The organism is Variovorax sp. Root473, from assembly GCF_001426505.1.
Taxonomy (GTDB): Bacteria; Pseudomonadota; Gammaproteobacteria; order Burkholderiales; family Burkholderiaceae_C; genus Variovorax.
This window is the reverse complement of record NZ_LMEV01000020.1, coordinates 86,397-111,572: the sequence shown is the minus strand read 5'-3', so window position 1 is coordinate 111,572 and position 25,176 is coordinate 86,397. Positions and strand designations below refer to the sequence as shown.

At 69.1% G+C, this 25,176-nt stretch carries 22 protein-coding genes; 9 read left to right on the top strand and 13 right to left on the bottom strand.

Annotated elements, in window-relative coordinates; translation table 11 throughout:
* From hpaI to ASD34_RS25250, 5 genes are read left to right on the top strand one after another with little or no spacing between them, the layout of a single operon-like run.
* Positions 1–822: a 4-hydroxy-2-oxoheptanedioate aldolase gene (gene hpaI / locus ASD34_RS25270; RefSeq protein WP_056583804.1), complete on the top strand. Its 822-nt coding sequence runs from the start codon at positions 1–3 to the stop codon at positions 820–822.
* A 39-nt stretch (positions 823–861) separates the two neighbouring features.
* The gene (gene ilvD / locus ASD34_RS25265; protein WP_056583794.1) at positions 862–2,595 is read left to right on the top strand and encodes a dihydroxy-acid dehydratase; all 1,734 of its coding nucleotides are present in this window, start codon (positions 862–864) and stop codon (positions 2,593–2,595) included.
* A 37-nt stretch (positions 2,596–2,632) separates the two neighbouring features.
* On the top strand, positions 2,633–3,625 hold the full coding sequence (locus ASD34_RS25260) for a Bug family tripartite tricarboxylate transporter substrate binding protein (protein ID WP_056583789.1): 993 nt from the start codon (positions 2,633–2,635) through the stop codon (positions 3,623–3,625).
* Positions 3,626–3,643: 18 nt separating this feature from the next.
* Positions 3,644–4,432, top strand: a complete 789-nt coding sequence (locus tag ASD34_RS25255) for a class II aldolase/adducin family protein (RefSeq protein WP_056583783.1) — start codon at positions 3,644–3,646, stop codon at positions 4,430–4,432.
* A 4-nt stretch (positions 4,433–4,436) separates the two neighbouring features.
* The gene (locus tag ASD34_RS25250; RefSeq protein ID WP_056583781.1) at positions 4,437–5,414 is read left to right on the top strand and encodes a 2-dehydropantoate 2-reductase; all 978 of its coding nucleotides are present in this window, start codon (positions 4,437–4,439) and stop codon (positions 5,412–5,414) included.
* An 84-nt stretch (positions 5,415–5,498) separates the two neighbouring features.
* Here the strand turns inward: ASD34_RS25250 and ASD34_RS25245 are convergent, their stop codons facing one another.
* Positions 5,499–6,212 carry a YebC/PmpR family DNA-binding transcriptional regulator gene (locus ASD34_RS25245; RefSeq protein WP_056583770.1) on the bottom strand — a complete coding sequence of 238 codons (714 nt, stop codon included), beginning with the start codon at positions 6,210–6,212 and terminating at the stop codon, positions 5,499–5,501.
* Positions 6,213–6,369: 157 nt separating this feature from the next.
* Complete coding sequence (gene alr, locus ASD34_RS25240; protein ID WP_056583767.1) at positions 6,370–7,467, bottom strand: alanine racemase; 1,098 nt, start codon at positions 7,465–7,467, stop codon at positions 6,370–6,372.
* A 170-nt stretch (positions 7,468–7,637) separates the two neighbouring features.
* On the opposite strand from alr, the gene lplT reads away from it, so the two are divergent.
* From lplT to ASD34_RS25225, 3 genes are read left to right on the top strand one after another with little or no spacing between them, the layout of a single operon-like run.
* Complete coding sequence (lplT, locus tag ASD34_RS25235) at positions 7,638–8,942, top strand: lysophospholipid transporter LplT (RefSeq protein WP_056583764.1); 1,305 nt, start codon at positions 7,638–7,640, stop codon at positions 8,940–8,942.
* 60 nt (positions 8,943–9,002) lie between these two features.
* Positions 9,003–9,893, top strand: a complete 891-nt coding sequence (locus tag ASD34_RS25230) for a DMT family transporter (RefSeq protein ID WP_056583762.1) — start codon at positions 9,003–9,005, stop codon at positions 9,891–9,893.
* Positions 9,894–9,904: 11 nt separating this feature from the next.
* Positions 9,905–10,393 carry a glutathione peroxidase gene (locus ASD34_RS25225; RefSeq protein ID WP_056583757.1) on the top strand — a complete coding sequence of 163 codons (489 nt, stop codon included), beginning with the start codon at positions 9,905–9,907 and terminating at the stop codon, positions 10,391–10,393.
* Here the strand turns inward: ASD34_RS25225 and ASD34_RS25220 are convergent, their stop codons facing one another.
* From ASD34_RS25220 to ASD34_RS25175, 10 genes are all read right to left on the bottom strand, one after another.
* Positions 10,394–10,828, bottom strand: coding sequence for a carboxypeptidase regulatory-like domain-containing protein (locus ASD34_RS25220; protein WP_157609764.1), 435 nt, complete (start codon positions 10,826–10,828; stop codon positions 10,394–10,396). It lies immediately after the preceding gene.
* Positions 10,829–10,926: 98 nt separating this feature from the next.
* Complete coding sequence (gene glcF, locus ASD34_RS25215; RefSeq protein WP_056583750.1) at positions 10,927–12,165, bottom strand: glycolate oxidase subunit GlcF; 1,239 nt, start codon at positions 12,163–12,165, stop codon at positions 10,927–10,929.
* A 22-nt stretch (positions 12,166–12,187) separates the two neighbouring features.
* Positions 12,188–13,303 carry a glycolate oxidase subunit GlcE gene (gene glcE / locus ASD34_RS25210; protein WP_056584672.1) on the bottom strand — a complete coding sequence of 372 codons (1,116 nt, stop codon included), beginning with the start codon at positions 13,301–13,303 and terminating at the stop codon, positions 12,188–12,190.
* Positions 13,304–13,319: 16 nt separating this feature from the next.
* Positions 13,320–14,822, bottom strand: coding sequence for an FAD-linked oxidase C-terminal domain-containing protein (locus ASD34_RS25205; RefSeq protein WP_056583748.1), 1,503 nt, complete (start codon positions 14,820–14,822; stop codon positions 13,320–13,322).
* A 14-nt stretch (positions 14,823–14,836) separates the two neighbouring features.
* Positions 14,837–16,498: an L-lactate permease gene (locus tag ASD34_RS25200; RefSeq protein WP_056583745.1), complete on the bottom strand. Its 1,662-nt coding sequence runs from the start codon at positions 16,496–16,498 to the stop codon at positions 14,837–14,839.
* A gap of 126 nt (positions 16,499–16,624) precedes the next feature.
* Positions 16,625–17,512 carry a LysR substrate-binding domain-containing protein gene (locus tag ASD34_RS25195; RefSeq protein WP_056583742.1) on the bottom strand — a complete coding sequence of 296 codons (888 nt, stop codon included), beginning with the start codon at positions 17,510–17,512 and terminating at the stop codon, positions 16,625–16,627.
* 19 nt (positions 17,513–17,531) lie between these two features.
* The gene (locus ASD34_RS25190; protein WP_056583739.1) at positions 17,532–18,461 is read right to left on the bottom strand and encodes an SMP-30/gluconolactonase/LRE family protein; all 930 of its coding nucleotides are present in this window, start codon (positions 18,459–18,461) and stop codon (positions 17,532–17,534) included.
* Positions 18,462–18,706: 245 nt separating this feature from the next.
* A complete protein-coding gene (locus ASD34_RS25185; protein WP_056583736.1) occupies positions 18,707–20,131 on the bottom strand; it encodes an ammonium transporter in 1,425 nt (474 codons plus the stop codon).
* A 29-nt stretch (positions 20,132–20,160) separates the two neighbouring features.
* Positions 20,161–20,499: a P-II family nitrogen regulator gene (gene glnK, locus ASD34_RS25180; protein ID WP_056583732.1), complete on the bottom strand. Its 339-nt coding sequence runs from the start codon at positions 20,497–20,499 to the stop codon at positions 20,161–20,163.
* Between the two features lie 70 nt (positions 20,500–20,569).
* On the bottom strand, positions 20,570–21,436 hold the full coding sequence (locus ASD34_RS25175; protein ID WP_056583727.1) for a TorF family putative porin: 867 nt from the start codon (positions 21,434–21,436) through the stop codon (positions 20,570–20,572).
* A 217-nt stretch (positions 21,437–21,653) separates the two neighbouring features.
* Between ASD34_RS25175 and ASD34_RS25170 the strand changes: the two genes are divergently transcribed.
* Complete coding sequence (locus ASD34_RS25170) at positions 21,654–23,192, top strand: YifB family Mg chelatase-like AAA ATPase (RefSeq protein ID WP_056583724.1); 1,539 nt, start codon at positions 21,654–21,656, stop codon at positions 23,190–23,192.
* A gap of 25 nt (positions 23,193–23,217) precedes the next feature.
* On the opposite strand, the gene ASD34_RS25165 is transcribed toward ASD34_RS25170, so the two are convergent.
* Positions 23,218–25,170, bottom strand: a complete 1,953-nt coding sequence (locus ASD34_RS25165; RefSeq protein ID WP_056583719.1) for a serine/threonine-protein kinase — start codon at positions 25,168–25,170, stop codon at positions 23,218–23,220.
* Between the last annotated feature and the right edge of the window lie 6 nt (positions 25,171–25,176).

Here is a 25,176-nt window from a genome sequence, read left to right as displayed (position 1 = left end):
ATGCACACCCCACTCAACACTTTCAAGCAGGCCCTGCAGGCCGGCCAACCGCAGATCGGCCTGTGGGTCGGCCTCGGTGACGGCTACGTGGCCGAACTGCTGGCCGGTACCGGCTACGACTGGCTGCTGGTCGACGGCGAGCACGCGCCCAACGACGTGCGCTCGGTGCTCGCGCAGCTGCAGGGCATTTCCAGCGCGTGGTCGGCGCAGCCCGAGGCGCAGCGCTCGCACCCCATCGTGCGCATTCCGGTCGGCGACACCACGCTGATCAAGCAGTACCTGGACATCGGTGCGCAGACGCTGCTGGTGCCGATGGTCGACACCGCCGAGCAGGCCGCGAAGCTCGTGCAGGGCATGCGCTATCCGCCCGAAGGCATCCGCGGCATGGGCAGTGCGCTGGCGCGCGCCTCGCGCTGGCAGGCCTACCCGAACTACCTGCACGAAGCCAACGCGCAGACCTGCCTGCTGGTGCAGGCCGAGACGGTCGAGGCGATGAAGAACCTCGACGCCATCGCGGCGACGCCCGGCGTGGACGGCGTGTTCATCGGCCCGGCCGACCTGTCGGCCTCGATGGGCTTCGTGGGCCAGCCCAACCACCCCGAGGTGCAGGCCGTGATCGCCGACGCCGTCGCGCGCATCCGCAAGGCCGGCAAGGCGCCGGGCATCCTCTCGACCACCGAGGAACAGGCCCGCAAGTGGCTCGCGGCCGGCGCGCTGTTCGTGGCCGTGGGCGTCGACACCATCCTTCTCGCGGCGGCCGCCAAGCAGTTGCTCGCGAAGTACAAGGCCGCGCCGGGCGCCACCGCGCCCAACGGCTATTGACCGCTCTCGTCCTTTCACGCGCCAGCCCACGCCAGCCGAATGACCACGCCCAAAGACTCCCCGCCGCGCTTGCGCTCCGCCACCATCCGCGAGGGCACGATCCGCGCGACCACGCGCAGCTTCCTGCACGCGCTGGGCCAGGACGACGAAGACATCGCGCGCCCACACGTCGGCGTGTTCCACACGGGCGGCGAGATGAGCCCGTGCAACCTCAACCTGCGCGAGCAGGCGCAGCATGCCAAGACCGGCATCTACGCGGGCGGCGGCACCCCGCACGAATGCCCGGTGGTGTCGGTGAGCGACGGCCTGACGATGGCGCACTCGGGCATGCGCTTCTCGCTGATCTCGCGCGAGCTCATCGCCGACAGCGTGGAAGCGTCCACGCGCGGCCACCAGTGGGACGGCATCTTCGCCATCGGCGCCTGCGACAAGAACCTGCCGGGCCTGATGATGGGCATGGTCCGCTGCAACGTGCCCAGCGTGTTCGTGCACGGCGGCTCGGCGCTGCCGGGCCAGATGCCGGGGCCTGACGGGCGCGACCTGAACGTGGTCGACACCTACGAGACCATCGGCAAGGTGCTCGCGGGCACGGCCACGCACGACGAACTCGACGCCATGAGCCGCGCCTGCCTGCCCACGGCCGGTGCCTGCGCAGGGCAGTTCACGGCCAACACGATGGGCATGGTGTCGGAGGCGCTGGGCCTGGCGCCCATCGGCTCGAGCATGGTGCCCGCGGTGTTCAGCGAACGCGCGCCGCTGATGCGCCGCGCCGCCAAACAGCTCATGAAGGCGGTGATGGGCGACGGCCCGCTGCCGCGCGACATCGTGACGCGCAAGGCGCTCGAAAACGCCTGCGCCGTGGTCTCGGCCACGGGCGGCTCGACCAACGCGGCGCTGCACCTGCCAGCCATTGCGCACGAAGCCGGCATCAGGTTCCACCTGGACGACGTGGCCGAGATCTTCGCGCGCACGCCGCTCATTGCCGACCTGCGCCCGGGCGGCCAGTACCTGGCGCGCGACGTGTACTACATCGGCGGCGCCGGCGTCATCCTGCGCACGCTGCTGGAGCAGGGCTTCCTGCACGGCGACGCCCTCACCTTCACCGGCCGCACGCTGGCCGAGGAAGTGGCCGACGCCGCCGCGCCCGACGGCCGCGTGGTGCGCGAAGCCGGCAACCCGATCACGCGCGACGGCGGGCTGGCGGTGCTCAAGGGCAACCTCTGCCCCGACGGCGCGCTGCTCAAGACGGCGGGCCTGCAGACGCTGGTGCACCGCGGCCCGGCGCGCGTCTTCAATTCGGAAGAAGAAGCCCAGGCGGCGGTGCAGAACCGCCGCTACGAAGCGGGCGACGTGATCGTCATCCGCAACGAAGGCCCCAAGGGCAGCCCCGGCATGCGCGAGATGCTGGGCATCACCGCATTGCTCTACGGCCAGGGCATGGGCGACAAGGTCGCGCTGCTGACCGACGGACGCTTTTCAGGCGCCACGCGCGGCCTGTGCATCGGCTACGCAGGGCCCGAGGCGGCCGATGGTGGGCCGATCGCGGTGCTGCGCGACGGCGACATGGTGGCCATCGATGCACGCGCCGCGGCGCGCAGCATTTCGGTCGAACTGAGCGTCGAAGAAATCGCGTCAAGGCTGGCCGGACGTGAGGTAAACGCGGGGGTGGCGCGCGGTGGTTTGTTGGAAAAATACGCGCTCACCGTGCGCCCTGCCCACCAGGGCGCCGTGACCCACTCGGGCGCGGTCACCTGGCTGCGCGACGAGTCGTGATCCTGTTGACTCCTCACCCTCCAGAAAAGAGACAGACATGACCTTCACCCGCCGCCACATGCTGCAGTCCACCGGCGCCTCGGCGCTGCTCGCGAGCCTCGGCCAACAGGCCTTCGCGCAGGCTGCCGCACTCGAGAACGCCACCATCGTCACCGGCTTCGCGGCCGGCGGTACCTCGGACACCACCTGCCGGCGCATCGCGCTGAAGCTCAGCCCCGACTACGCCAAGACCGCCGTGGTCGAGAACCGCACCGGCGCGGGCGGCCAGATTGCCGTGAGCTACGTGAAGGGCCGTCCGGCCGACGGCACCACCATCCTGCAGACGCCGACGTCGATCCTCACGATCTACCCGCACATCTACAAGAAGCTGCCGTACGACCCGATGGTCGACCTCACGCCCGTGAGCCTGGCCTGCATCTTCGACTTCGGCTTCGCAGTCGGCCCGGCCGTGCCGGCCACCGTCAAGACCGTGCCCGAGTTCCTCACCTGGGCCAAGGCCAACCCGGCCGGCGCCAACTACGGCTCGCCGGCCGCGGGCTCCACGCCGCACTTCATCGGCGCGCTGCTGGGCAAGCAGGCTGGCGTCGAGCTCAAGCACGCGGCCTACCGCGGCACGCAGCCGGCCATGCTCGACCTGCTGGGCGGCAACATCTCGGCGGTGTCGGGCCCCATCGGCGACATCACGCAGCACCTGCAGTCGGGCAAGGTGCGCATCCTGGGCGTGTCGGGTGCCAAGCGCAGCCGCTTCGCGCCCGATGTGCCGACCTTCGGCGAGCAGGGTATCAAGAACATGGCGCACAGCGAATGGTTCGCCTTCTTCCTGCCGGCCAAGGCCTCGCCCGAGCTGGTGACGAAGCTCAACACGGCAATGAAGAACGCGCTCGCACAGAAGGACGTGATCGACGGCCTCGGCACCTTCGGCCTGGAAGCCATGTCTTCCACGCCGGCCGAGCTGGGCGATCTGCTGAAGAAGGACACCGCCAAGTGGGCGCCGATCGTGAAAGAGGTCGGCTTCACGGCTGAAGGTTGATCACATGAAGGAACTGCCATGAACACACTCGCCACCGCGCCGTCGGCGCTGGTCCATCCCTCGATCCATCCCGACGAGCGTGCCGCCCGCGAAGAGCTCGCGGCCTGCTATCGCGTCTTCGCGATGCTGGGCTGGGTCGAGATGATCTACAACCACATCACCGTGCGGCTGCCCGACAGCGTGACGGGTGGCGAGAAGCAGTTCCTCATCAACCCCTTCGGGCTGCACTACAGCGAGGTGACGGCCAGCAACCTGGTGAAGATCGACCTGCAGGGCAAGGTGCTCGACGGCTCAGCGCACCCGGTGAACCCGGCGGGCTTCACGGTGCACGCGGCCATCCACGACGGCCTGCCCGGCGCGCACTGCGTGATGCACACGCACACCACGGCCGGCGTCGCCGTGGCCTGCCTGCAGGGCGGCCTGCAGCAGACCAATTTCTATACCGCCCAGCTGCATGGCATGGTGGCGTACCACGACTTCGAGGGCATCACGATCCATGCCGACGAAGGCCCGCGCCTGCTCAGGAGCATCGGCGACCGCAACGCGGTGATCCTGCGCAACCACGGCCTGCTGGCCTGGGGCCAGACGCTGCCGCAGACCTTCGCGATCCTGTGGACCTTGCAGCGCGCCTGCGAGATCCAGATGGCGACCTTCTCGATGGGCGCCGCGATTCCCGTGAGCGAAGAGATCGCGCAGCGCTGCACGCGCGACGCGCTGCAGTTCAGCCCCGAGCACGGCGCCGGGCAGGATGTGTTCAACGCGCTCGTGCGCCAGGTCGATCGCATCGACACCAGCTACAAGAACTGATCCCATGAAGATCTGCATCTACGGTGCCGGCGCGATCGGCGGATGGATCGGCGTCGGCCTTGCACAGGCGGGCCAACGCCTCAACGTGGTGGCGCGCGGCGCCACGCTCGACGCACTGCAGAAGGACGGCCTCTCGCTGATGCGCGGCGACGTGCGCACGCGCGTACCGGTGAACGCCGTGGCCGACCCCGAGGCACTGGGCGTTCAAGACCTGGTGGTGATCGCCGTGAAGGCGCCCGCGCTGGCCGGCGTGGCCGAACGCATCGGGCCGCTGATCGGGCCCGACACGATCGTGCTGGTGGCCATGAACGGCGTGCCGTGGTGGTTCCTCGAAGGCGGCTTCGGCGGCGAGATCACGGGGCACCGCCTCGCGGCCGTCGACCCCGAAGGCGCGATTGCGAAGGCCATTCCGTCGCGCAACGTGATCGGCTGTGTGGTGCACGCGAGCTGCTCGCTCGACGGGCCCGGCGTGGTGCGGCATCACTTCGGCAACGGGCTGATCGTCGGCGAGCCTTCGGGCGAGGCCACGCCGCGCGTGCAGAAGCTGGTCGAGCTGCTCAAGCGCACGGGCATCGACACCACGCTGTCGCCGCAGATCCAGAAGGACGTGTGGTTCAAGCTGTGGGGCAACATGACGGTGAACCCGATCAGCGCGCTCACAGGCGCCACCACCGACCTGATCATGGGCGACGACTACGTGCGCGGCTTCATCTCGGCCGTGATGCTCGAGGCCAAGGAGATCGGCCGGCGCATCGGCATCGAAATCACGCAAAGTCCCGAAGACCGGCATGCGGTGACGATGAAGCTCGGCGCGTTCAAGACCTCGATGCTGCAGGACGTGGAAGCGGGCCGTTCGGTCGAGCTCGACGCACTCGTCACGGTGGTGCGCGAACTGGGCGAGCTGACGGGCGTGGCCACGCCGTTCACCGACGCGCTGCTGGGGCTGGCGCGGCTGCGCACGCGGCAGCTCGGGTTGTACTGAGCCGCGGCCGCGCGCGGCGCAGGACATTCGCGGAGCAAGGCCCCCGGTCGGCGGGCGCGTTGCCCTGAACGTCAGGCGTCCAGTTCAGCCGGCCAGCCCGACGTACACGTTCTGCACGTCGTCGTTCGCGTCGATGGCCGCAAGGAAGGCTTCGACTTCTTCCAGGTCCGCAGCGCTCAGGCTCGCCGGATCGATCGGGTTCTTGGGCCGGTAACCGAGCTTGGCCGACAGCACGGTGAAGCCCTGGGCCGGCAGTGCGCGGCTCACCAGGTCGAGGTCGGCGGCCTCGGTCAGGAACAGGGTGGTGCCGTCTTCGGCGCCCGGCTCGAAATCCTGCGCGCCGGCCTCGATCGCGGCCACTTCGGCATCGGCCTCCTTGCTGGCGGGCTCGGCTTCGATCATGCCGAGGTGGTCGAAATCCCACGAGACCGAGCCGGAGGTGCCGAGCTGGCCCTTGCGGAACAGCACGCGCATTTCAGGCGCGGTGCGATTCACGTTGTCGGTCAGGCACTCGACCATCACGGCCACGCGGTGCGGGGCGAAGCCCTCGTACATGACGTGGTCGAAGTGCACCGCCTCGCCCGTGAGGCCGGCGCCCTTCTTGATCGCGCGGTCGAGCGTGTCCTTCGGCATCGAGACCTTGCGGGCCTGCTCGACGACCAGCCGCAGCCGCGCGTTCGAGGCCGGATCGGCGCCGTTGCGCGCAGCGATCATGATTTCCTTGGCCAGCTTGCCGAACAGCCGGCCCTTGGCATTCGCGGCCACGTCCTTGTGCTTGGCTTTCCATTGCGCGCCCATGTCTGTATTCCTTGGTGTTGGGGGGGCGGCGAAACGCCGCAGCCCCCGAGGATGCCACGAGCCCGGGGCCGGGCACGGCGGGGCCCTTGCGCCGTCAGGGGCGACAGCCTTGCGTCGGGCGCAGGAAGCGCCTGTTACTTTCCGTTGGAAAGAACCATCATTCCTCAGCGGTCGCGAAAGGCACCCGCGGCGCGACCGCGCACATGAGTTCGTAGCCGACGGTGCCGGCGGCCTGCGCCACCTCGTCGATGGGCAGCACCGCGCCGGTCAGGGCCGAGCGGCCCCACAGCGTGACCTCGGCGCCGAATTGCGCGTCGGGCACGGGCGTGAGGTCGACGGTGATCATGTCCATGCTCACGCGGCCCACCATGCGGGTGCGCACGCCGTTCACCAGCACCGGGGTGCCGGTGTCGCAGTGGCGCGGGTAGCCATCGGCATAGCCGACCGCCGCGATGCCGATGGTGAGCGGGCCCTCGGCCTTGAAGCGCGAGCCGTAACCGATGGTGTCGCCGGTTTTCAGCGTCTGCACCGAGATGAGCCGTGTCGACAGGGTCATGGTCGGCTGCAGCTGCCAGTGCGCCGCGTCGTGCTCGGGAAAGTCGGGGGCGCTGCCATACAGCACGATGCCGGGGCGCACCCAGTCGCCGCGCGTGCGCGCTGCATGGCGCAACGTGGCCGCGCTGTTGGCAATGGAGCGCTCGCCGGGCAGGTCGCGCGTGGCGCGCTCGAACACCTCGAGCTGATGCGCAATGCCGCGCGGGCCGTCGGCGTCGCTGAAGTGCGTCATGAGCGAGATCTCGTCGACCTGCGGGAGCGCGTTCAGGCGCGTCCAGGCCGAGCCGAAGCGCTCGGGCGAGAAGCCCAGGCGGTTCATGCCGGAGTTCATCTTCAGGAACACGCGCTGCGGCTTCAGGGTCTTGTGGGCCGCGAGCATGTCGATCTGCTCGTCGCAGTGCACCGAATGCCACAGGTCCAGGCGCGAGCACAGCTCCAGGTCGCGCGCATCGAACACGCCTTCGAGCAGCAGCACCGGGCCGCGCCAGCCCAGCGCGCGCACGCGCTCGGCCTCGGCCAGGTCGAGAAGCGCAAAGCCGTCGGCGCCGCGCAGGCCTTCAAAGACCCGCTCGATGCCGTGCCCGTAGGCATTGGCCTTGACCACGGCCCAGACACGGGCATCGACGGCCGAACGGCGGGTGCGGTCGAGGTTGTGGCGCAGGGCGGCGGTGTGGACGGTGGCGAGGATGGGGCGCGGCATGGGGGTGTCGGGGTGATTTCAGACCACGTTTTAGCATCTTCGGGAATGGGGTCGAATCCCGTGGGGATGCCTCAATTCACGTCAGACCCCCATGCTATAACCGCCCATTCGCGCCCGACGCGACACTTTTTCACTACCGCCAGCAGACCCTCTGGCCAGCCAGCCCATCGATGAAGCGCGGTTTTTACACGATCATGTCGGCCCAGTTCTTTTCGTCGCTGGCCGACCAAGCGCTTTTCGTCGTTGCCGTCGATCTCATGCGAAGTTCGGGCGCCCCCGAATGGCAGCGGGCCGCGCTGGTGCCGATCTTTGCGGTCTTCTATGTGGTGCTGGCCCCGCTGGTGGGTGCCTTTGCCGACGCGTTGCCCAAGGGCAAGGTGATGTTCATCAGCAACGCGATCAAGGTCGTGGGCTGCCTGATGATGCTGTTCGGCTCGCACCCGCTGCTGTCGTACTCCATCGTGGGCCTGGGCGCCGCGGCCTATTCGCCGGCCAAGTACGGCATCCTCACCGAGCTGTTGCCGTCGTCGCAGCTGGTCAAGGCCAACGGCTGGATCGAAGGACTCACCATCGCGTCGATCCTGCTGGGCATCGTGCTGGGCGGCATGCTGGTGGGCCATTCGGTGTCGAGCCATTTGCTGCTCATCGACCTGCCGTTCATCGACACCGGCATCGACTCGCCGGCCGAAGCCGCCATTGCGGTGCTGATCTTCGTCTACGCGCTCGCGGCCTGGTTCAACACCCGCATCCCGCACACCGGCGTCGAGATGCGGCCGCTGCGTTCCAACCCCGAGCAGAGCATGGTGCACAACCTGGCCGGCCTGCTGCCCGACTTCTGGCATTGCAACGCCCGCCTGTGGCGCGACCGGCTGGGCCAGATCTCGCTGGCGACCACCACGCTGTTCTGGGGCGCGGGCGGCAACCTCAAGTACATCGTGCTGGCCTGGGCCGCCGTCGCGCTCGAATACAACACCACCCAGGCCTCGGCGCTGACCGGCGTGGTGACCATCGGCACCGCGGTGGGCGCCATCGTGGCGTCGATGTACATGCGGCTGGACATGGCCACGCGCGTGATCCCCATGGGCATCGCGATGGGCGTGATGGTGATCGGCATGAACTTCATCGGCAACGTCTGGCTGGCGGTGCCGTTCCTGATCATCCTGGGCGGCCTGGGCGGCTTCCTGGTCGTGCCGATGAACGCGCTGCTGCAGCACCGCGGCCACAACCTGATGGGCGCGGGTCGCTCCATTGCCGTGCAGAACTTCAACGAGCAGGCCTGCATTCTTCTGCTGGGCGGCTTCTACAGCGTGTGCACGGGCCTGGGCCTGTCGGCCTACGGCGCAATCAGCGCCTTCGGCCTCGTGGTAGCGGGCTGCATGTGGCTCATCAAGCGCTGGCACGAGAACAACCTCAGGAAGTATCCTGAGGAAGTCGATCATCTGCTTGCGATCGCGCGCAGCGACAAGCATCACTGATTTCGCACGACCGCGTTGGTGAATGGCCGGCGCGCCGAGCGCCCCCACTCCAACGTCCCCATGCCCGCACTTGCCCTGATGTTCAACGCCTTCGTGTGGGGCGTGGCCTGGTTTCCATTTCGCCAGATCGCCAGCCACGGGCTGCATCCGCTGTGGACCACCTGCCTGATCTACCTCGTCATTGCCGCAGCGATGGGCCTCGTGCGCCGGCATGCCTGGAAGGCTTTCGCGGCGTTCCCGATGCTGGTGGCGCTGGGCCTGGCGGCGGGCTTCACCAACGTGGGGTTCAACTGGGCCGTGACGCAGGGCGACGTGGTGCGCGTGGTGCTGCTGTTCTATCTGATGCCGCTGTGGAGCGTGCTGCTGGCCTGGCTGCTGCTGGGCGAGCGGCCGACGGGCGGTGCGCTGGCGCGTGTGGCATTGGCGCTCACCGGCGTGGTGGTGGTGCTGAAGGCGCCGGGCACCGACTGGCCAGTGCCTTCGAGCCTGCCCGACTGGCTGGGCGTGGCGGCGGGCTTCGGCTTTGCCGTGACCAACATCGTGCTGCGCCACTTGCGGCATGCGCCGGGCGAGTCGCGCGCGCTGGCCATGTTCTGGGGCTGCACCGTGGTCGCGGGCGTTGGCGCGGTGGGCGGCACCGCGTTCGGCGGCATCGATTCGCCGCTGCTCGCCTCGCCGGGCTGGTTCGGCTGGGCCGCGCTGCTGGGGACGGGCTTCATCGTCGCCAACGTGTGCCTGCAGTACGGGGCACCGAAGCTGGCGGCCAGCGCCACCTCCGTGATCATGCTGTCGGAAGTGCTGTTCGCGAGCGTCTCGTCGGTGGCGCTGGGCGCCTCGACCATGAACTCGCGCATCCTGGTCGGCGGCGCGCTGATCGTGCTGGGTGCGGTGTGGTCGGCGTTTGCGCGAACCCCGACCGCGCGCGATGATCGCGTTTCCGCGTCCACCTGAGGAACTCCCCCATGACCAGCGTCTACGACTTCGAGGCCACGCGCATCGACGGCCAGCCGGTGAAGCTCTCGGCCTTCCGCGGCCAGGTGCTGCTGATCGTCAACACGGCGAGCCGGTGCGGGTTCACGCCGCAGTTTGAGGGGCTGGAATCGCTGCACGAGAAGTTCGCCGACAAGGGCCTCACGGTGCTGGGCTTTCCTTCCAACCAGTTCGGCGGCCAGGACCCGGGCACCAACGAGGAAATCGGCGCCTTCTGCATGACCAACTACGGCGTGAGCTTTCCGATGATGGAAAAGATCGACGTCAACGGCAGTGGCGCGCTGCCGCTGTTCCAGTGGCTCACCAAGGAAAAGCCCGGCTTGCTGGGCAGCACGGCGATCAAGTGGAACTTCACCAAGTTCCTGGTGGGGCGCGACGGCACGGTGCTCAAGCGCTATGCGCCGCTGGACACGCCGGCCTCGCTCACGCGCGACATCGAGGCGGCGCTCGCCGCCGGCTGATCAGAATCTGAAGTCCGCCGTCTTCGGCGCCCCGCCGACCGTCACGGTCTGGCTCTTGGTCTCGCCGGTCGACGTGCTCACGTCGATCACATAGCGCCCCGCCGGCAGGTCGATGAGGCAGACCGGCCCGGTCGCGGTGAAGGCCATCGCGGCAGCGCTGTGGGCGTCGCCACCCTTGATCGCGACATTCAGGTTGGCCAGGTAGGCACCGTCGGCACGCGCGAACAGCAGCGCCAGCGGATGGCTCTTCATGGCAGCGCGCATCGCGGTCGACTCGTCGGCGCCGATGCCGCCGCACACATAGCGCGTGTTGCCGATGCCCTGCCAGGGCGGCAAAGCCGACGGCGGCTGCTGCGCCTGGGCAGCGAAAGTGCCTGTTGCGCAGACGGCGGCCAGCAACGCACGGCGCAGCGGAAAGGCGGAAACGAAGGACATGGCACGGACTCCTTGCAGCTTCATCGGTTCGCCATGATGCGCCCCGAATGCACCGGACGCACGTCGGACAGCAACGTACCCTGCCGTGCGCGCGGACCCTACCCTGCCGGTGTCTGTAGCGCCGCGTCGAGCAGTTCGACCCAGTGCCGCACGGGCGTCTCGCCGCTGCCGCTTTGCAGGTGCGTGATGCAGCCGATGTTGGCCGAGGCGATCGTCGTGGGCTGCAGTTGCTTGAGATGGCCGAGCTTGCGGTCGCGCAGCGGGTAGGCCAGCTCGGGCTGCAGCACCGAATACGTGCCGGCCGAGCCACAGCACAGGTGCGATTCGTTCATGGCCACGCGCACGTCGAAGCCGAGCGCGCGCAGGTGCGTCTCGACGCCGCCGCGCAGCTTCTGGCCATGCTGCAGCGTGCACGGCGGGTGATACGCAACGACGCCTTCAGGTGCACGCACGCGGGCCTTCAATGCAGGCACGAGATCGGGCAGCAGCTCGCTCAGGTCGCGCGTCAGTTCACTGATGCGCGACGCCTTCGCCGCATAGGCCGTGTCGTGCTGCAGGATGTGCCCGTACTCGCGCACGGTGACGCCACAGCCCGACGCGTTCATCACGATGGCTTCCACCTCGTTGCGCTCGACCTGCGGCCACCACGCGTCGATGTTGGCGCGCATCTGCGCCTTGCCGCCTTCCTGGTCGTTGAGGTGGAACTTCACGGCGCCGCAGCAGCCCGCCTCTTTCGCGATCACGGTCTGGATGCCCGCCGCATCGAGCACGCGCGCGGTGGCGGTGTTGATGTTCGGCATCATCGACGGCTGCACGCAGCCCGCGAGCATCAGCACCTTGCGCGCATGCGTGGCGGTGGGCCAGCGGCCGGCGTCCTGCTTCGCGGGCACCTTGGCTTTCAGGGCCTCGGGCAGCAGGCCGCGCACCGACTGGCCGAGCTTCATCGCGGGGCCGAACAGGGGCGATGGCAGCGCTTCTTTCAGCAGCCAGCGCGTGGCCGACTCCATGGCGGGGCGCGGCACTTTCTCGTCGACGATCTTGCGGCCGATGTCGACCAGGTTCCCGTACTGCACGCCGCTCGGGCACGTGCTCTCGCAGTTGCGGCAGGTGAGGCAGCGGTCGAGGTGCAGCTGCGTGCTGCGCGTGGGCGCATGGCCTTCGAGCACCTGCTTGATGAGGTAGATGCGCCCGCGCGGGCCATCGAGTTCGTCGCCGAGCAGCTGGTAGGTCGGGCAGGTGGCGGTGCAGAAGCCGCAGTGCACGCACTTGCGCAGGATGGCTTCGGCTTCGCGGCCCGCCTCGGTATCGCGGAATTCGGGGGCTAGTTCGGTTTGCATCGCGGGGTGGTGTCGTTTCTTGTCATTGATCGCCTGCGACGAGCCGGCCGCCGTCGAAGACACCGTGCGGATCGAACTCCTGCATCAGCGCGCGATGGATGCGTGCCACCGGTGCGCTCAGCGCGTCGAAGCGCGGCACGCGGCAATCGGCGGCTTGCGCCGCCGGCACGCGGAACAGCGTGGCGTGGCCACCGGCCGCGCGCGCAGCTTCGCGCACGCGCGAGGCCTGCGCGGGCGGCGCGAGGTACCAGCGCTGCCCGCCGTGCCACTCGACCAGCGGCGCAGCGCAGCCTTCGATGGCGATCACCGGCGCAGTCTGCGGCACCGACAGGCGCCACAGCGCGAGCGAACCGGCCTCGCCGGGCGCGAACCACGGCATGCGCTGGTCGCGCAGCGCGGTCCAGCCGGCGGCGGCGCGCGCGGGGTCCTGACGCTCGCCGCCGAGCTGTGCGCAGGCCGCATCGACCGCCGCCACCGCGCCGCGCAGCCGCAGGCGCAGCACGCCGGTGCCCTCGTGCTCGAACCAGCTGCTCGCGTTCAGCGGCAGCGGGCGTCCGCCCCACTCGTTGAGCAGGCGCAGCGCATCGGCCTGGCTGCAGGCGAAGGCGAGCGTGGCTTCGGCGGGCGGCACGGGCAGCACCTTCAGGCTCGCTTCGGCGATCACGCCCAGCGTGCCGAGCGACCCGGCCAGCACACGCGAGACGTCGTAGCCCGCGACGTTCTTCATCACCTGGCCACCGAAGCTCAGCACCTCGGCGCGGCCGTTGATGAGCGTGGCGCCAAGCACGTAGTCGCGCACGGCGCCCACGCTGGCGCGCGACGGACCACTGAGGCCGGCGGCGACCATGCCACCGACGGTGCCACCGTCGGCAAAGCACGGCGGCTCGAACGGGAGGCACTGGCCCTGCTCGGCGAGTGCGGCTTCGAGTTCGGCCAGCGGCGTGCCGGCGCGCACGGTAACGACCAGTTCGCTGGGCTCGTAGCTCGTGATGCCGGCGAGTGCGCGCAGGTCGAGCAGCTCGCCGTGCGGCGGCTGGCCGTAGAAATCCTTGGTGCCGCCGCCGCGCAGGCGCAGCGGTATGGCGTCGGCCGCGGCGGCGCGCACGCGCTCGACGACCTGCTGGAGGGCGGTGTCCATGTTCGTCATCGGGTTCTCAGAATCTCGGCAGGTCGGCGTGCTTCAGCCGGCCGCCGCGCACCACCTCTTTGCCGTACTCGGCGCAGCGCTGCAGCGTGGGAATCACCTTGCCGGGGTTGAGCAGCCCGGCGGGGTCGAAGGCGCGCTTGATGCCGAACATCTGCTCGTTCTCGGCGGCGGTGAACTGCACGCACATGCTGTTGAGCTTTTCCACGCCCACGCCGTGCTCGCCCGACACGGTGCCGCCCATGGCGACGCTGGTCTCGAGGATGTCGGCGCCGAACAGCTCGCAGCGGTGCAGCTCGTCGGGGTCGTTGGCGTCGAACAGCACCAGCGGATGCAGGTTGCCGTCGCCCGCGTGGAACACGTTGCAGCAGCGCAGGTTGTATTTCTTCTCCATCTCCTGGATCGCCAGCAGGATGTCGGCCAGGCGCTTGCGCGGGATGGTCGAATCCAGGCACATGTAGTCGGGGCTGATGCGGCCCGACGCCGGAAAGGCGTTCTTGCGGCCGCTCCAGAATTTCATGCGCTCGTCTTCGCTGGTGCTCACGGCGATGGCGGTGGCGCCGCAGCCGCGCAGCACGTCGGTCATGCGGCCGATTTCCTCTTCCACCTCTTCCGGCGTGCCGTCAGATTCGCACAGCAGGATCGCGGCGGCGTCGAGGTCGTAGCCGGCATGCACGAAGTCTTCGACGGCGGCGGTCATGGGCTTGTCCATCATCTCCAGGCCGGCCGGGATGATGCCCGCCGCAATCACCGCCGCGACCGCGTCGCCGGCTTTGCGCACGTCGTCGAAGCTGGCCATGATGCAGCGCGCCAGCTGCGGCTTGGGCACCAGCTTCACCGTGACTTCGGTGGTCACGGCCAGCATGCCTTCGCTGCCGATGGCCAGTGCGAGCAGGTCGAGCCCCGGTGCATCGAGCGCCTCGCCGCCGAATTCGATGGGTTCGCCTTCGGCCGTGAAGCCGCGCACGCGCAGCACGTTGTGCAGCGTGAGGCCGTATTTCAGGCAGTGCACACCGCCCGAGTTCTCGGCCACGTTGCCGCCGATGGTGCAGGCGATCTGGCTCGACGGATCGGGGGCGTAGTACAGGTTGAACGGCGCGGCTGCTTCGCTGATCGCGAGGTTGCGCACGCCGCACTGCACGACGGCCGTGCGGCTCACGGGGTCGACCTTGAGGATGCGGCTGAACTTGGCGAGCGACAGCGTCACGCCCAGCGCGTGCGGCATGGCACCGCCCGACAGGCCGGTGCCGGCGCCACGCGCCACCACGGGCACGCCGAGCTGGTGGCAGGCCTGGAGCACGGCCGCCACCTGTGCCTCGGTCTCGGGCAGGGCCACCACCAGCGGACGCTGGCGGTAGGCCGTGAGGCCGTCGCATTCGTAGGGCGTGGTGTCTTCGGCGTGCCAGATGAGCGCATGCACGGGCAGGTGCGCCTGCAGCGCCCGCACCACCTGCGCCTGGCGCTCCGCCTTCGACAGCTGCGTGTGCTGGTCGGTCGTGACGGGAGCATTCATGGCGGGAACAACTTTCAGCGGACGACCATCAGGGTGAATGGCCACACATAGGCCTGCATCGTCACGTACAGGCCGACCAGCGAGGCCAGCGCGATCGAGTGGAAGAACACGTAGCGCAGGATGTCGCCTTCGTGATTGAACCACCGCGTGGCGGTGGAGGCCACCACGATCGACTGGGCGTCGATCATCTTACCCATCACGCCGCCCGAGCTGTTGGCCGCGCCCATGAGGTTGGGCGCCAGGCCGAGCTGGTCGGCCGCGACCTTCTGCATGCCGCCAAACAGCACGTTCGATGCGGTGTCGGAGCCGGTCATGGCGACGCCGATCCAGCCCATCAGCGTGCCGAAGAAGGGATAGAACACGCCGGTGTTGGCGAACGCCAGGCCCAGCGTGGTGTCGGTGCCCGAGTAGCGCGTGAGCGTGCCCAGCGCGAGCATCAGGACGATGGTCATGAGCGAGTAGCGCACCATCCACAGCGTGCGGACAAAGGTGCGCACGATCTCGATGGGGTTGTACTTCATGAACAGCGCGCTCACGATCGCCGACAGGAGAATGCCGGTGCCCGTGGCCGACAGCAGGTTCAGCACGTACACCGCGCCTTCCTTCGTGGGCGCCGTGACCACCGGCGGCATCTTCTCGATCAGGTTGTGCAGACCGCCCATCGGGAACGAGGGCGCGAAGACGCCGTTGAGTGCGGTCTTCACCGACGGCAGGCCCCAGATGAAGACGAACACCGAAAGAATCACCCAGGGCATCCATGCGCGCACGAGTGCCTCGCGGCTGTGCACGACGATGGCAGCCGGCGGCTTGGCCTCGTGCGCGCTCACGTCCTTGCCGCGCAGCGAAGGCGAGCGCCATACGTTCTTGGGCTGCCACACGCGCAGGAACAGCACGAGGCTGGCCATCGACACGATGGCCGCGATGATGTCCACCAGCTCGGGGCCGATGAAGTTCGACACCAGGTACTGCGGGATCGCGAACGACACGCCCGTGACCAGGATGGCCGGCCAGATTTCCATCATCGCCTTGCGCCCCGCGAAGGCCCAGATGAGCCAGAAGGGCACCAGCAGCGAGAAGAACGGCAGCTGGCGGCCGATCATCGCGGTGACTTCCATCAGGTCGTAGCCGTGCACCTTGGCCAGCGTGATCACCGGCGTGCCCAGCGCGCCGAAGGCGACCGGTGCCGTGTTGGCAATCAGCGAGAGGCCCGAGGCGGCCAGCGGCGAGAAGCCCAGGCCGATCAGGATGCCGGCCGTGACCGCCACCGGGGTGCCAAAGCCCGCCGCGCCCTCGAAGAACGCGCCGAAGCAGAAGGCGATCAGCAACAGCTGGATGCGACGGTCTTCGGTGATGCCCGAGAGCGAGTCCTGCAGCACCTTGAAGCTGCCGTTCTGTTCGGCCAGCTGCTGCAGGAAGATGATGTTCAGCACGATCCAGCCGATCGGCAGCAGGCCCGTGAAGCCACCGAAGAGCGCGGCGCGTCCGGCCATCTCGGCGGGCATGCCGTAGGCGAAAACGGCGACGGCCAGGGCCGCCAGCAGGCCGAGGCCGGCGGCAATGTGGGCCTTGATGTGGAAGAAACCGAGGCATGCAAGCATCACCACCACCGGGATCGCGGCGAGCGCGGTGGAAATGATCATGTTGCCGAACGGGTCGTAGATCTGCTGCCAGGTCATGCGTTGTCTCCGGGGAGTCTGTTGTTGTGACTCGCACTCTAGGGAGATGCGCACCGGCCGGGTTGAAGGTTTTTTGCCCGGACCTTGATAAAAATTTGTCGCCCCGACGTGTCGGTCAGCGGCGCATCAATGCAGCATCTGCACGATCCAGTCGACGAACGCCGCGCACTCCCAGCGCTCCAGCGTGCCCGGCTGCCAGCAGATGTAGTGGCGGTGCGGCGAGGGCACGGGCCGCTCCGACAGCGCCACCAGCCGCCCCGATTCGAACCAGGCGGCGCCCAGTTTCTGTCGCACCAGCGCCACCCCGAAGCCGCTGGCGGCCGCGTCGTAGACCAGGCCCAGGTCGTTGAACTGCGAACCCAGGTGCGGCTCGGGCTGGTCGATGCCGCAGCTCGCGAACCAGGTGCTCCAGGGCTCCAGCGGGCTGCGGATCAGCCGCGCGCTGGCGATCTCGGCCGCGGTGCGAAAGCCGTCGAAGGGCCCGAACTCGTTGAGATAGCTCGGGCTGCAGGCGGGCACCACGTCCTCGCCGATGAGCAGGCGGTGCTCGCAGTCGGCGTACGCGCCGATGCCGTAGCGCACCTGCAGGTCGGTCTGCTCGGCCGTGACGTCGAGCAACGGAATCGACACATGCAGGGCCAGCTCGATGTCGGGATAGATGTTGCGAAAGAGCTCCAGCCGCGGCATCAGGAACTGGCGGCTGAAGGTGGGCGTGACGGCCACGCTCAGGCGCGGTGCGCGCAATGCCGCGTCACGGCTGCCGGGCGTGGCCTGCTGCAGCGCGGCCAGGCCGGTGCGCACGTTCGCAAGGTACGCCGCGCCATCGGCCGTGAGGCTGAAGTCGCTGCGACCGAAGAGCTTGAAGCCCACGTGCGCCTCGAGCTGGCGGATGCGGTGGCTCACCGCGCTGGCCGTCACGCACAGCTCGTCGGCCGCGCGACCCGCATGCCGCAGGCGCGCGACGGCCTCGAAGGTCAGCAGGCACTGAATCGGGGGGATGTGGAGCAGAGCCATCCACGCGGAGCCGGTCGGCTCAATCCTCGAAGAAATTCACCGGCAGGCCCGGCGTGTCGACGCGCATCGCGAGCACGGTGCCCGAAGCCGGGCGCTGCACCAGCTCGTCGGCCGGGCGGCCCTTGCGCCCGCTGGTGACGAACAGGGTGCGCAGGTCGTCGCCGCCGAAGCAGGGCATGGTCGGGCATTGCACCGGCACGGCGATGGCGGCCACGCGCTCGCCCGAGGGCGCGAAGCGCAGCAGCTGCGCGCCTTCGAACATCGCGACCCAGTAGTGGCCGGCGGCATCGATGGCGGCGCCGTCGGGGCGGCCGTCGTAATGCGTGGGCGAACCGGCCACCCAGCCCGCGGGCTTGGGGTCGAACTGCTGGAACACGCGCGCATGCGACAGCGTGTTGGCCCCGGCGTCCCAGTCCCAGGCGCGCACCACGTGCGCGGCGGTGTCGGCCCAGTAGAGCGTGCGGTTGTCGGGCGAGAACGCCAGGCCGTTGGCGGTGGTGACGTGCTCCAGCATCGACGTGATGGTGGGCGACACGTCACCCGGGCGGGCATCGAAGCAGTAGAGCGCGGCGTTGGCGCGGTCCTTGGCCTCGTTGAGCGAGCCGGCCCAGAAGCGGCCGAGCGCATCGCACTTGCCATCGTTGAAACGCATGGTGCGCACGTCGTGCTCCACCCGCGCCATGGCGACGAGTTCGCCGCCCCATTCGCGGGTGCGGTAGATGCCGTCGCGCAGCGCGATCACGAGGCCGCCGCTGCGTGCCGGCGCCATGCAGCCGGGCTCGGTGGGCAGCGCCCATCGCTCGACCGTGGCCGCGGGCGATCCGAGGACGCCGCGCGTGCGCAGCACGGCGCGGCCCGGGATGTCGAGCCAGTAGAGCGCGCGTTCGTGCGGATGCCAGAACGGCGATTCACCCAGCTCGCAGAGGCTGTCTTCGATGGAGGTCCACATGGTGGGGCGATTGTGCCCCCGGCCACGCGGGCCGCGGGCCGCGGGCAAAAAAAAGCCCGCTGACGCCGAAGCGCTCGCGGGCTGAACATCCAAAGGAGACTCGCCTGAAAAACTTTGTTCTTTGTAATCAGACTGTGCGGCGTGTCTCTTCGCAGAACACCGCGGAACCGGCTTTGCCGGGCCGCTGGTGTTGCCCCCTGCAAGGGGGTTGGCGAAGCGACACGAAGTGCGCGCAGCCTGGGGGTTTACCTGTTGTAGGCCGTTTCGCCGTGCGAGGAGATGTCGAGGCCTTCGCGCTCTTCTTCTTCCGACACACGCAGGCCGAGGGTCAGGTCCGCGATCTTGTAGGCAACGAACGCAACGATGCCGGACCACACGATGGTGAACAGCACGCTCTTGACCTGGATCCAGACCTGCGCGCCCATCGAGAAGGTGTCGGGGGTCAGGCCGCCGGTGCCGCCCAGGCCCTTGGCAGCGAACACGCCAGTCAGGATGGCACCCAGGATGCCGCCCACGCCGTGCACGCCGAACACGTCGAATGCGTCGTCCGCGCCGAGCATGCGCTTGAGGCCACCCACGCCCCACAGGCAGACCAGGCCGGCCAGCAGGCCCATCACGATCGAACCCATCGGGCCGACGAAACCGGCGGCAGGCGTGACGGCCACGAGGCCGGCGACCGCGCCGGACGCAGCGCCCAGCATCGAGGCCTTGCCCTTGTGCAGGCTCTCACCCAGGATCCACGACAGCGCCGCGGCGGCGGTGGCGAGCACCGTGTTCACGAAGGCCAGGCCGGCAGCGGCGTTGGCTGCACCGGCCGAGCCGGCGTTGAAGCCGAACCAGCCAACCCACAGCAGCGAGGCGCCGACCATGGTGAGCGTGAGCGAGTGCGGCGTGAAGGCTTCCTTGCCGTAGCCCACGCGCTTGCCGACCATGTAGGCACCGACCAGGCCGGCGACACCGGCGTTGATGTGCACCACGGTGCCGCCGGCGAAGTCGAGCGCGCCGTCCTTGCCCAGCAGGCCGCCGCCCCACACGATGTGGGCCATGGGCACGTAGCTGAAGGTGAACCAGATCACCGAGAACAGCAGCACGGCCGAGAACTTGGCGCGTTCTGCAAAAGCGCCGACGATCAGCGCCACGGTGATGGCCGCGAAGGTGCCCTGGAAGGCGAAGAACACGAATTCGGGAATCGTGGTCAGCGCGCCGAAGGTCTCCTGCGTGATGCCCTTCATGAAGATCTTGTCGAAGCTCCCGAAGAAGTTGCCGTCGCCCGTGAAAGCCAGGCTGTAGCCGTAGATGGCCCACAGCAGGCTGATCAGCGAGAAGATCACGAAGACCTGCATCAGCACCGACAGCATGTTCTTGGAGCGACCCAGGCCGCCGTAGAACAGCGCCAGGCCGGGAATGGTCATCAGGATCACGAGCAGGGTCGAGGTGAGCATCCAGGCGGTGTCGCCGGAGTCGACCTTGGGCGCGGGGGCAGCAGCCGGTGCGGCGGGCGCGGCCTCGGCGGCGGCCGGTGCTGCAGCCGCTGCAGGCGCGGGCGCAGCAGCGGCGGGTGCCGATGCAGCCGGCGCCTCAGGGGTGGCGGCGGGCGCCTGGGCCATCGCCGAAGTGCCGGCGACGAAGACGCTCAAGCCGAGCGCAAGAGAGACAAGAAGTTTTTTCATGGTCGTTGTTCTTTCGGGCCAGGAATCGGTCAGAGGGCTTCGCGGCCCGTTTCGCCGGTGCGGATGCGCACGACCTGCTCGAGGTTGTAGACAAAGATCTTGCCGTCGCCGATCTTCCCGGTGCGCGCGGCCCCCTCGACCGCCTCGATCACGCGGTCGACCAGTTCGTCGGAGATGGCCGCCTCGATCTTCACCTTGGGCAGGAAGTCGACCACATACTCGGCACCGCGGTACAGCTCGGTGTGGCCCTTCTGGCGACCGAAGCCCTTCACTTCCGTGACGGTGATGCCCTGCACGCCGATGGCCGAGAGCGCTTCACGCACCTCGTCGAGCTTGAACGGTTTGATGATGGCTGTGACCAGCTTCATGATGAGTTGCTCCTTCTGGATGGATGAAAGGCGGCGCGGCAACGTGGGCCGCGCCTGGTTGTTGTGTCGATTACAGCGTCTTCGTCAGCGTGAGGATGAAGCGTGCCTTGTTGGGCGAGTAGTAGGTCGTGCCGAAGGTACCGAAGTCGGGGATGTCGATGCCCGGGTAGGCCACGACCTGGTAGTTGGACTTCTTGTTGGCGCCCTGCACCGAGCCCGTGAGCGTCAGGCCGCTGCCGAAGTCGTAGGTCGCGCCGACGTTGTAGTCGACGTAGCTCTTGTAGCCCAGGCTGCGGATGTCGCTGGACATGTTGGTGAAGCCGACGGCGGCCTTCAGCGTGACCTTGGGCACGATCTCCTTGCTGTAGGCCAGGTTCAGGTAGCCGGTGTTGCGGCCCTTCAGGCCCGAGCCCGTCTTGGCGCCGGCGTAGCCGAAGTAGTCCTTGGACACGGTGTGCGAGTACTTGGCCGTGAACGCGCCGAAGGCTTCGCTGGCGTAGGTGGCGCCCACGTAGAGCTCGGTGGTGTTGCCCACCGAGTTGCCCGGGTAGATGTAGGTGAGCGCACCGACGTCCATGTCGAGCGGGCCGGCCTTGAACTTGTAGCCGCCGTACAGGTCGCTCTCGATGCTGTTGCCCTGGAGCCAGTTGACGCTCGAATTCCAGTTGCCGACGTAGAAGCCGCTGTCGCCGAAGGCGTAGTCGAAGCCGCCCTGGATGGCAGGCTTGAAGCCCTTGGTCTTGGCGTAGTCGTTCTTGCCGATCATGTCCTGGTCCTGGCCGCGGAACTTGTAGTTCGTGGTCAGCGAGACATTGCCCGTGAGCAGGGGCGCGGGCGCCGGTGCGGTTGCGTCGGCAGCCTGGGCCATGGCGGCGCCGGAGGCGGTCAGTGCGGTGGCCAGAACGATCAACGCCTGGGCGGCGGTACGGTGCGTCATCAGGGAACTCCTCGCAAGTGTGTTGTTGGACCTGAGCACCCTCAAAGCAGGGAGCGTGCCAAAGTGCACAAATACCGTCCCGACCAGAGGGCGGCGATGCCCGGCGGTGAGCGCCAAATCGTTACAAGCCCTGTTTCCGGCAGTTGCACACGCTTGCACGCTGCACGGTCCTGGGCTTGCATGTCGCAAGCGCACCAACTTGGGGAGAGGGAGAAAAATGAGTCTGTCTTTGGTGCAAAGCCGCGCCTTGCTCGGCCTGGAAGCGGCCGCCGTCACGGTCGAGGTGCATCTGGCGAACGGCCTGCCGAGCTTCACTTTGGTCGGGCTGGCCGAAACGGAGGTCAAGGAGGCACGTGAACGCGTGCGCTCGGCGATCCAGAACGCCGGGCTCGAATTTCCGACGAACAAGAAGATCGTCGTCAATCTCGCACCGGCCGACCTGCCGAAGGATTCGGGCCGCTTCGACCTGCCCATCGCCCTGGGCATCCTCGCGGCCAGCGGGCAGATCGAGAACGCCCGGCTGGCCGGCCACGAGTTCGCCGGCGAGCTGTCGCTGTCGGGCGAACTGCGACCCGTGCGCGGCGCGCTGGCGATGGCCGTGGCCACCTACACGCAAGGCACGGCCGTGCGGCTGGTGCTGCCCATGGACAGCGCCCACGAGGCCGCGCTGGTGCCGGGCGCCCAGGTGTACGGGGCGCGGCACCTGCTCGACGTGGTGCGCCAGTTCGTCGCCAGCGGCGGCGGGCCCGTCGATGCGAGCGACGACGGCTGGGCCCGCGTGCGCGCCGCGCCCGGCGACGGCGCGCCGCGCTATGCCGACCTGGCCGACGTCAAGGGCCACACGGGCGCCAAGCGCGCACTCGAGATCGCCGCGGCTGGCGGCCACAGCCTCTTGATGGTGGGGGAGCCTGGCTCGGGCAAGTCGATGCTGGCGCATCGCTTCGCCGGACTGCTGCCGCCGATGAACGTGGACGAGGCCCTGGAAAGCGCGGCGATCGCCAGCCTCGACGGCCGCCTGTCGCCCGATCGCTGGATGAGCCGCCCGACGGCCATGCCGCACCACACGGCGAGCGCGGTGGCGCTGGTGGGTGGCGGCTCGCCGCCGCGGCCGGGCGAGATCTCGCGCGCGCACCACGGCGTTCTGTTTTTGGACGAGTTCCCCGAGTTCACGCGCGCCGCGCTCGAAGCGCTGCGCGAGCCGCTGGAGACCGGCACCATCACGATCACCCGCGCCGCCCGGCGCGCGGAGTTTCCGGCGCGCTTCCAGCTCATCGCGGCAATGAACCCCTGCCCGTGCGGCTACCTCGGCTCGACGCTGAAGCCCTGCCGCTGCACGCCCGAGCGCGTGGCGCGCTACCAGAGCAAGCTCAGCGGCCCCTTGCTGGACCGCATCGACCTGCACATCGAGGTGGCGGCGGTGTCCGCCCCGCAACTGCTCGATGCGCCGGCGGGCGAATCGACCGACAGCATCCGTGCGCGCGTGGTGAGCGCGCGCGAACGCGCGCTGCGCCGCCAGGGCCATGCGAACCAGGCGCTGCAGGGCCGCGCGATCGACACCCACGCCGGGCTCGACAGCGCCGCGCGCCATCTGTTGCAGCAGGCGGCCGCGCGGCTGGGCTGGTCGGCGCGCAGCACGCACCGCGCGCTGAAGGTGGCACGCACCATCGCCGACCTCGCGGCGGAAGATGCCGTGCAGGCCGCGCACGTGGCGGAGGCGGTGCAGTACCGCCGCGCGCTGCGCACCGGCGCGCCCTGACCCGACGGCCCTCGGCCCTCTTGTCTTACTTGAACTCGTGGCTCACGACCGGTGCGGACTTGCTGTCCTGCACCGTCACGCGCTGGCGGTAGGCCGTGAGGTCGCCGTTGCGCACCTCGATCGTGTAGATGCCCGGACGCAGCGGCAGCGACTTGAGCGGCGGGCTCACGCCGCGGTCCGCGCCGTCGACGAAGACCTGGCCCCAGGGTCGGATGTTGAACTGCACGCGGCCCATGCCGGGCGCCGCGGCCGGGGGAGGCGGGGGCGCCGGCGGCGCGCCGGCAATCACGGTCGGCACGGGGTTCGTGGGGCCCGCCGCCGGCGGCGGTGACTGCCGGTTGAGCTGGGCGATGGCGTTGCGCGCCTCGCGCGCATGCAGGCCTCGGCGGTGGCGCCGCAGGTAGGTCTCGTAGCCTTCGCGCGTGTTCTCCGCCTGCGCCAGGTTCCAGTCTTCCACCTCGGCGACGGCGGCGGGGTCGGGGGGCGGCGGCGCTTCGGGTGGGGCCGGCTGTGCAGGCGGTGCGGGCTGTGCCTCAGGCTCGGCCGGTGGCGTGGGCGCCGCGGCGACCGGCACGTTGTCGAGCGGGCTCAGCGGCGCACTGGCCGGTGCGGCGGGCGCGGACGCAGCCGCTGCCTCGGAGGCCGCCCCGGCCGGCGGCATCGCCGCCGGGGGAGCGCCCGGATCGGACATCGGCGTGCCGGGCGGTGGCGCCGCGGCGATCATCGGATCGGACGGCGCCTTGGCCGTCAGCCGCCAGCCGATCCAGCCGCCGACCGCGAACAGCGCGAGCACCAGCGCGCCCACGAGGAACCACGGGGGGCGCTTCGACGGCTTCTTCGGCCGTGCGACAGGCGACGGTGCCGGCGGTGGCGGGGCCTGCACGCGCGCGGGCGCGGCTTCCACGGGCACGGGCTGCACCTCGGACGCTGGCGGTGGCGCGTCCACTTCCGGCTGCGGCGCAGGCGGTTCCTGCGGCACGGGCGCCGCGACGGGCACGACGGCCGCCGCAGCAGCCGCAGCCACAGGCGCCGACCGGTCCACCACGTAGAGGTCGCCCAGCTTCACCAGCCCCAACTCCGCCGCAAAGGCGGCCACCGTCTGCGTGCGGTCCTTGCTGTGCACGGCCAGCGTGTGGTCCACCGCGGCGCAGAAGGCCGGGCTCAGGTCGTCGCGGTCCATCGACGACAGGGGCACGTAGGCGTCCTGCACGCTGCGCACCACGGCCGAGGGCGGCGGATGGCCGGTCACGGCGCGGTACAGCACGGCGCCAAGCGCATAGAGATCGGTCCACGCGCCCTGCAGCAGCGTGTTGTCGTCGGCGTACTGCTCGATCGGCGAGTAGCCCGACTTCACCATCACCGCGACCTCGTCGACGAGGTCGGCGATCGACTTGCGCGCGGCGCCGAAGTCCAGCAGCACCGGGCGATCGTCCTGCTGCTGGATGAAGATGTTGTCGGGCGCGATGTCGCGATGGAAGCACTGGCTGTGGTGCAGCGTGTCCAGCGCACCCAGCAGCGGCCCCAGCATGCCGAGCAGCCAGGGCTCGGTCAGCGTGTCCGGCTCGCTCTCCGCCAGCTTGCGCAGCGTGCGGCCCTTGTACAACTGGATCGCCATGTAGGCCGTGGAGTTGGCCTCCCAGAAGCGATGCACGCGCACCAGCGCCGGATGGCTGAACTGCGCCAGCGTGCGTGCCTCGTTGATGAAGCTGCGCAGGCCGGCCGCAAAGGTGGCGGTGAGGCGCTCGGAGCGCACGTGCACGCTGTTGTCGCCCACGCGGCGCGCGAGCATCGAGGGCATGTATTCCTTCACCGCCACCTCGCGCTGCAGCGAGTGGTCGTAGGCGCGGTAGACGATGCCGAAGCCGCCTTCGCCGATGACCTCGAGCAGCTCGAACTCGTCGAGCCGATGGCCCGTGCCGAGGGGATGAGGGCGCTCCTGCGGGTCGGGCGTCACGCTAGGGCTGGCGGGCGTCGTCATGGGGTG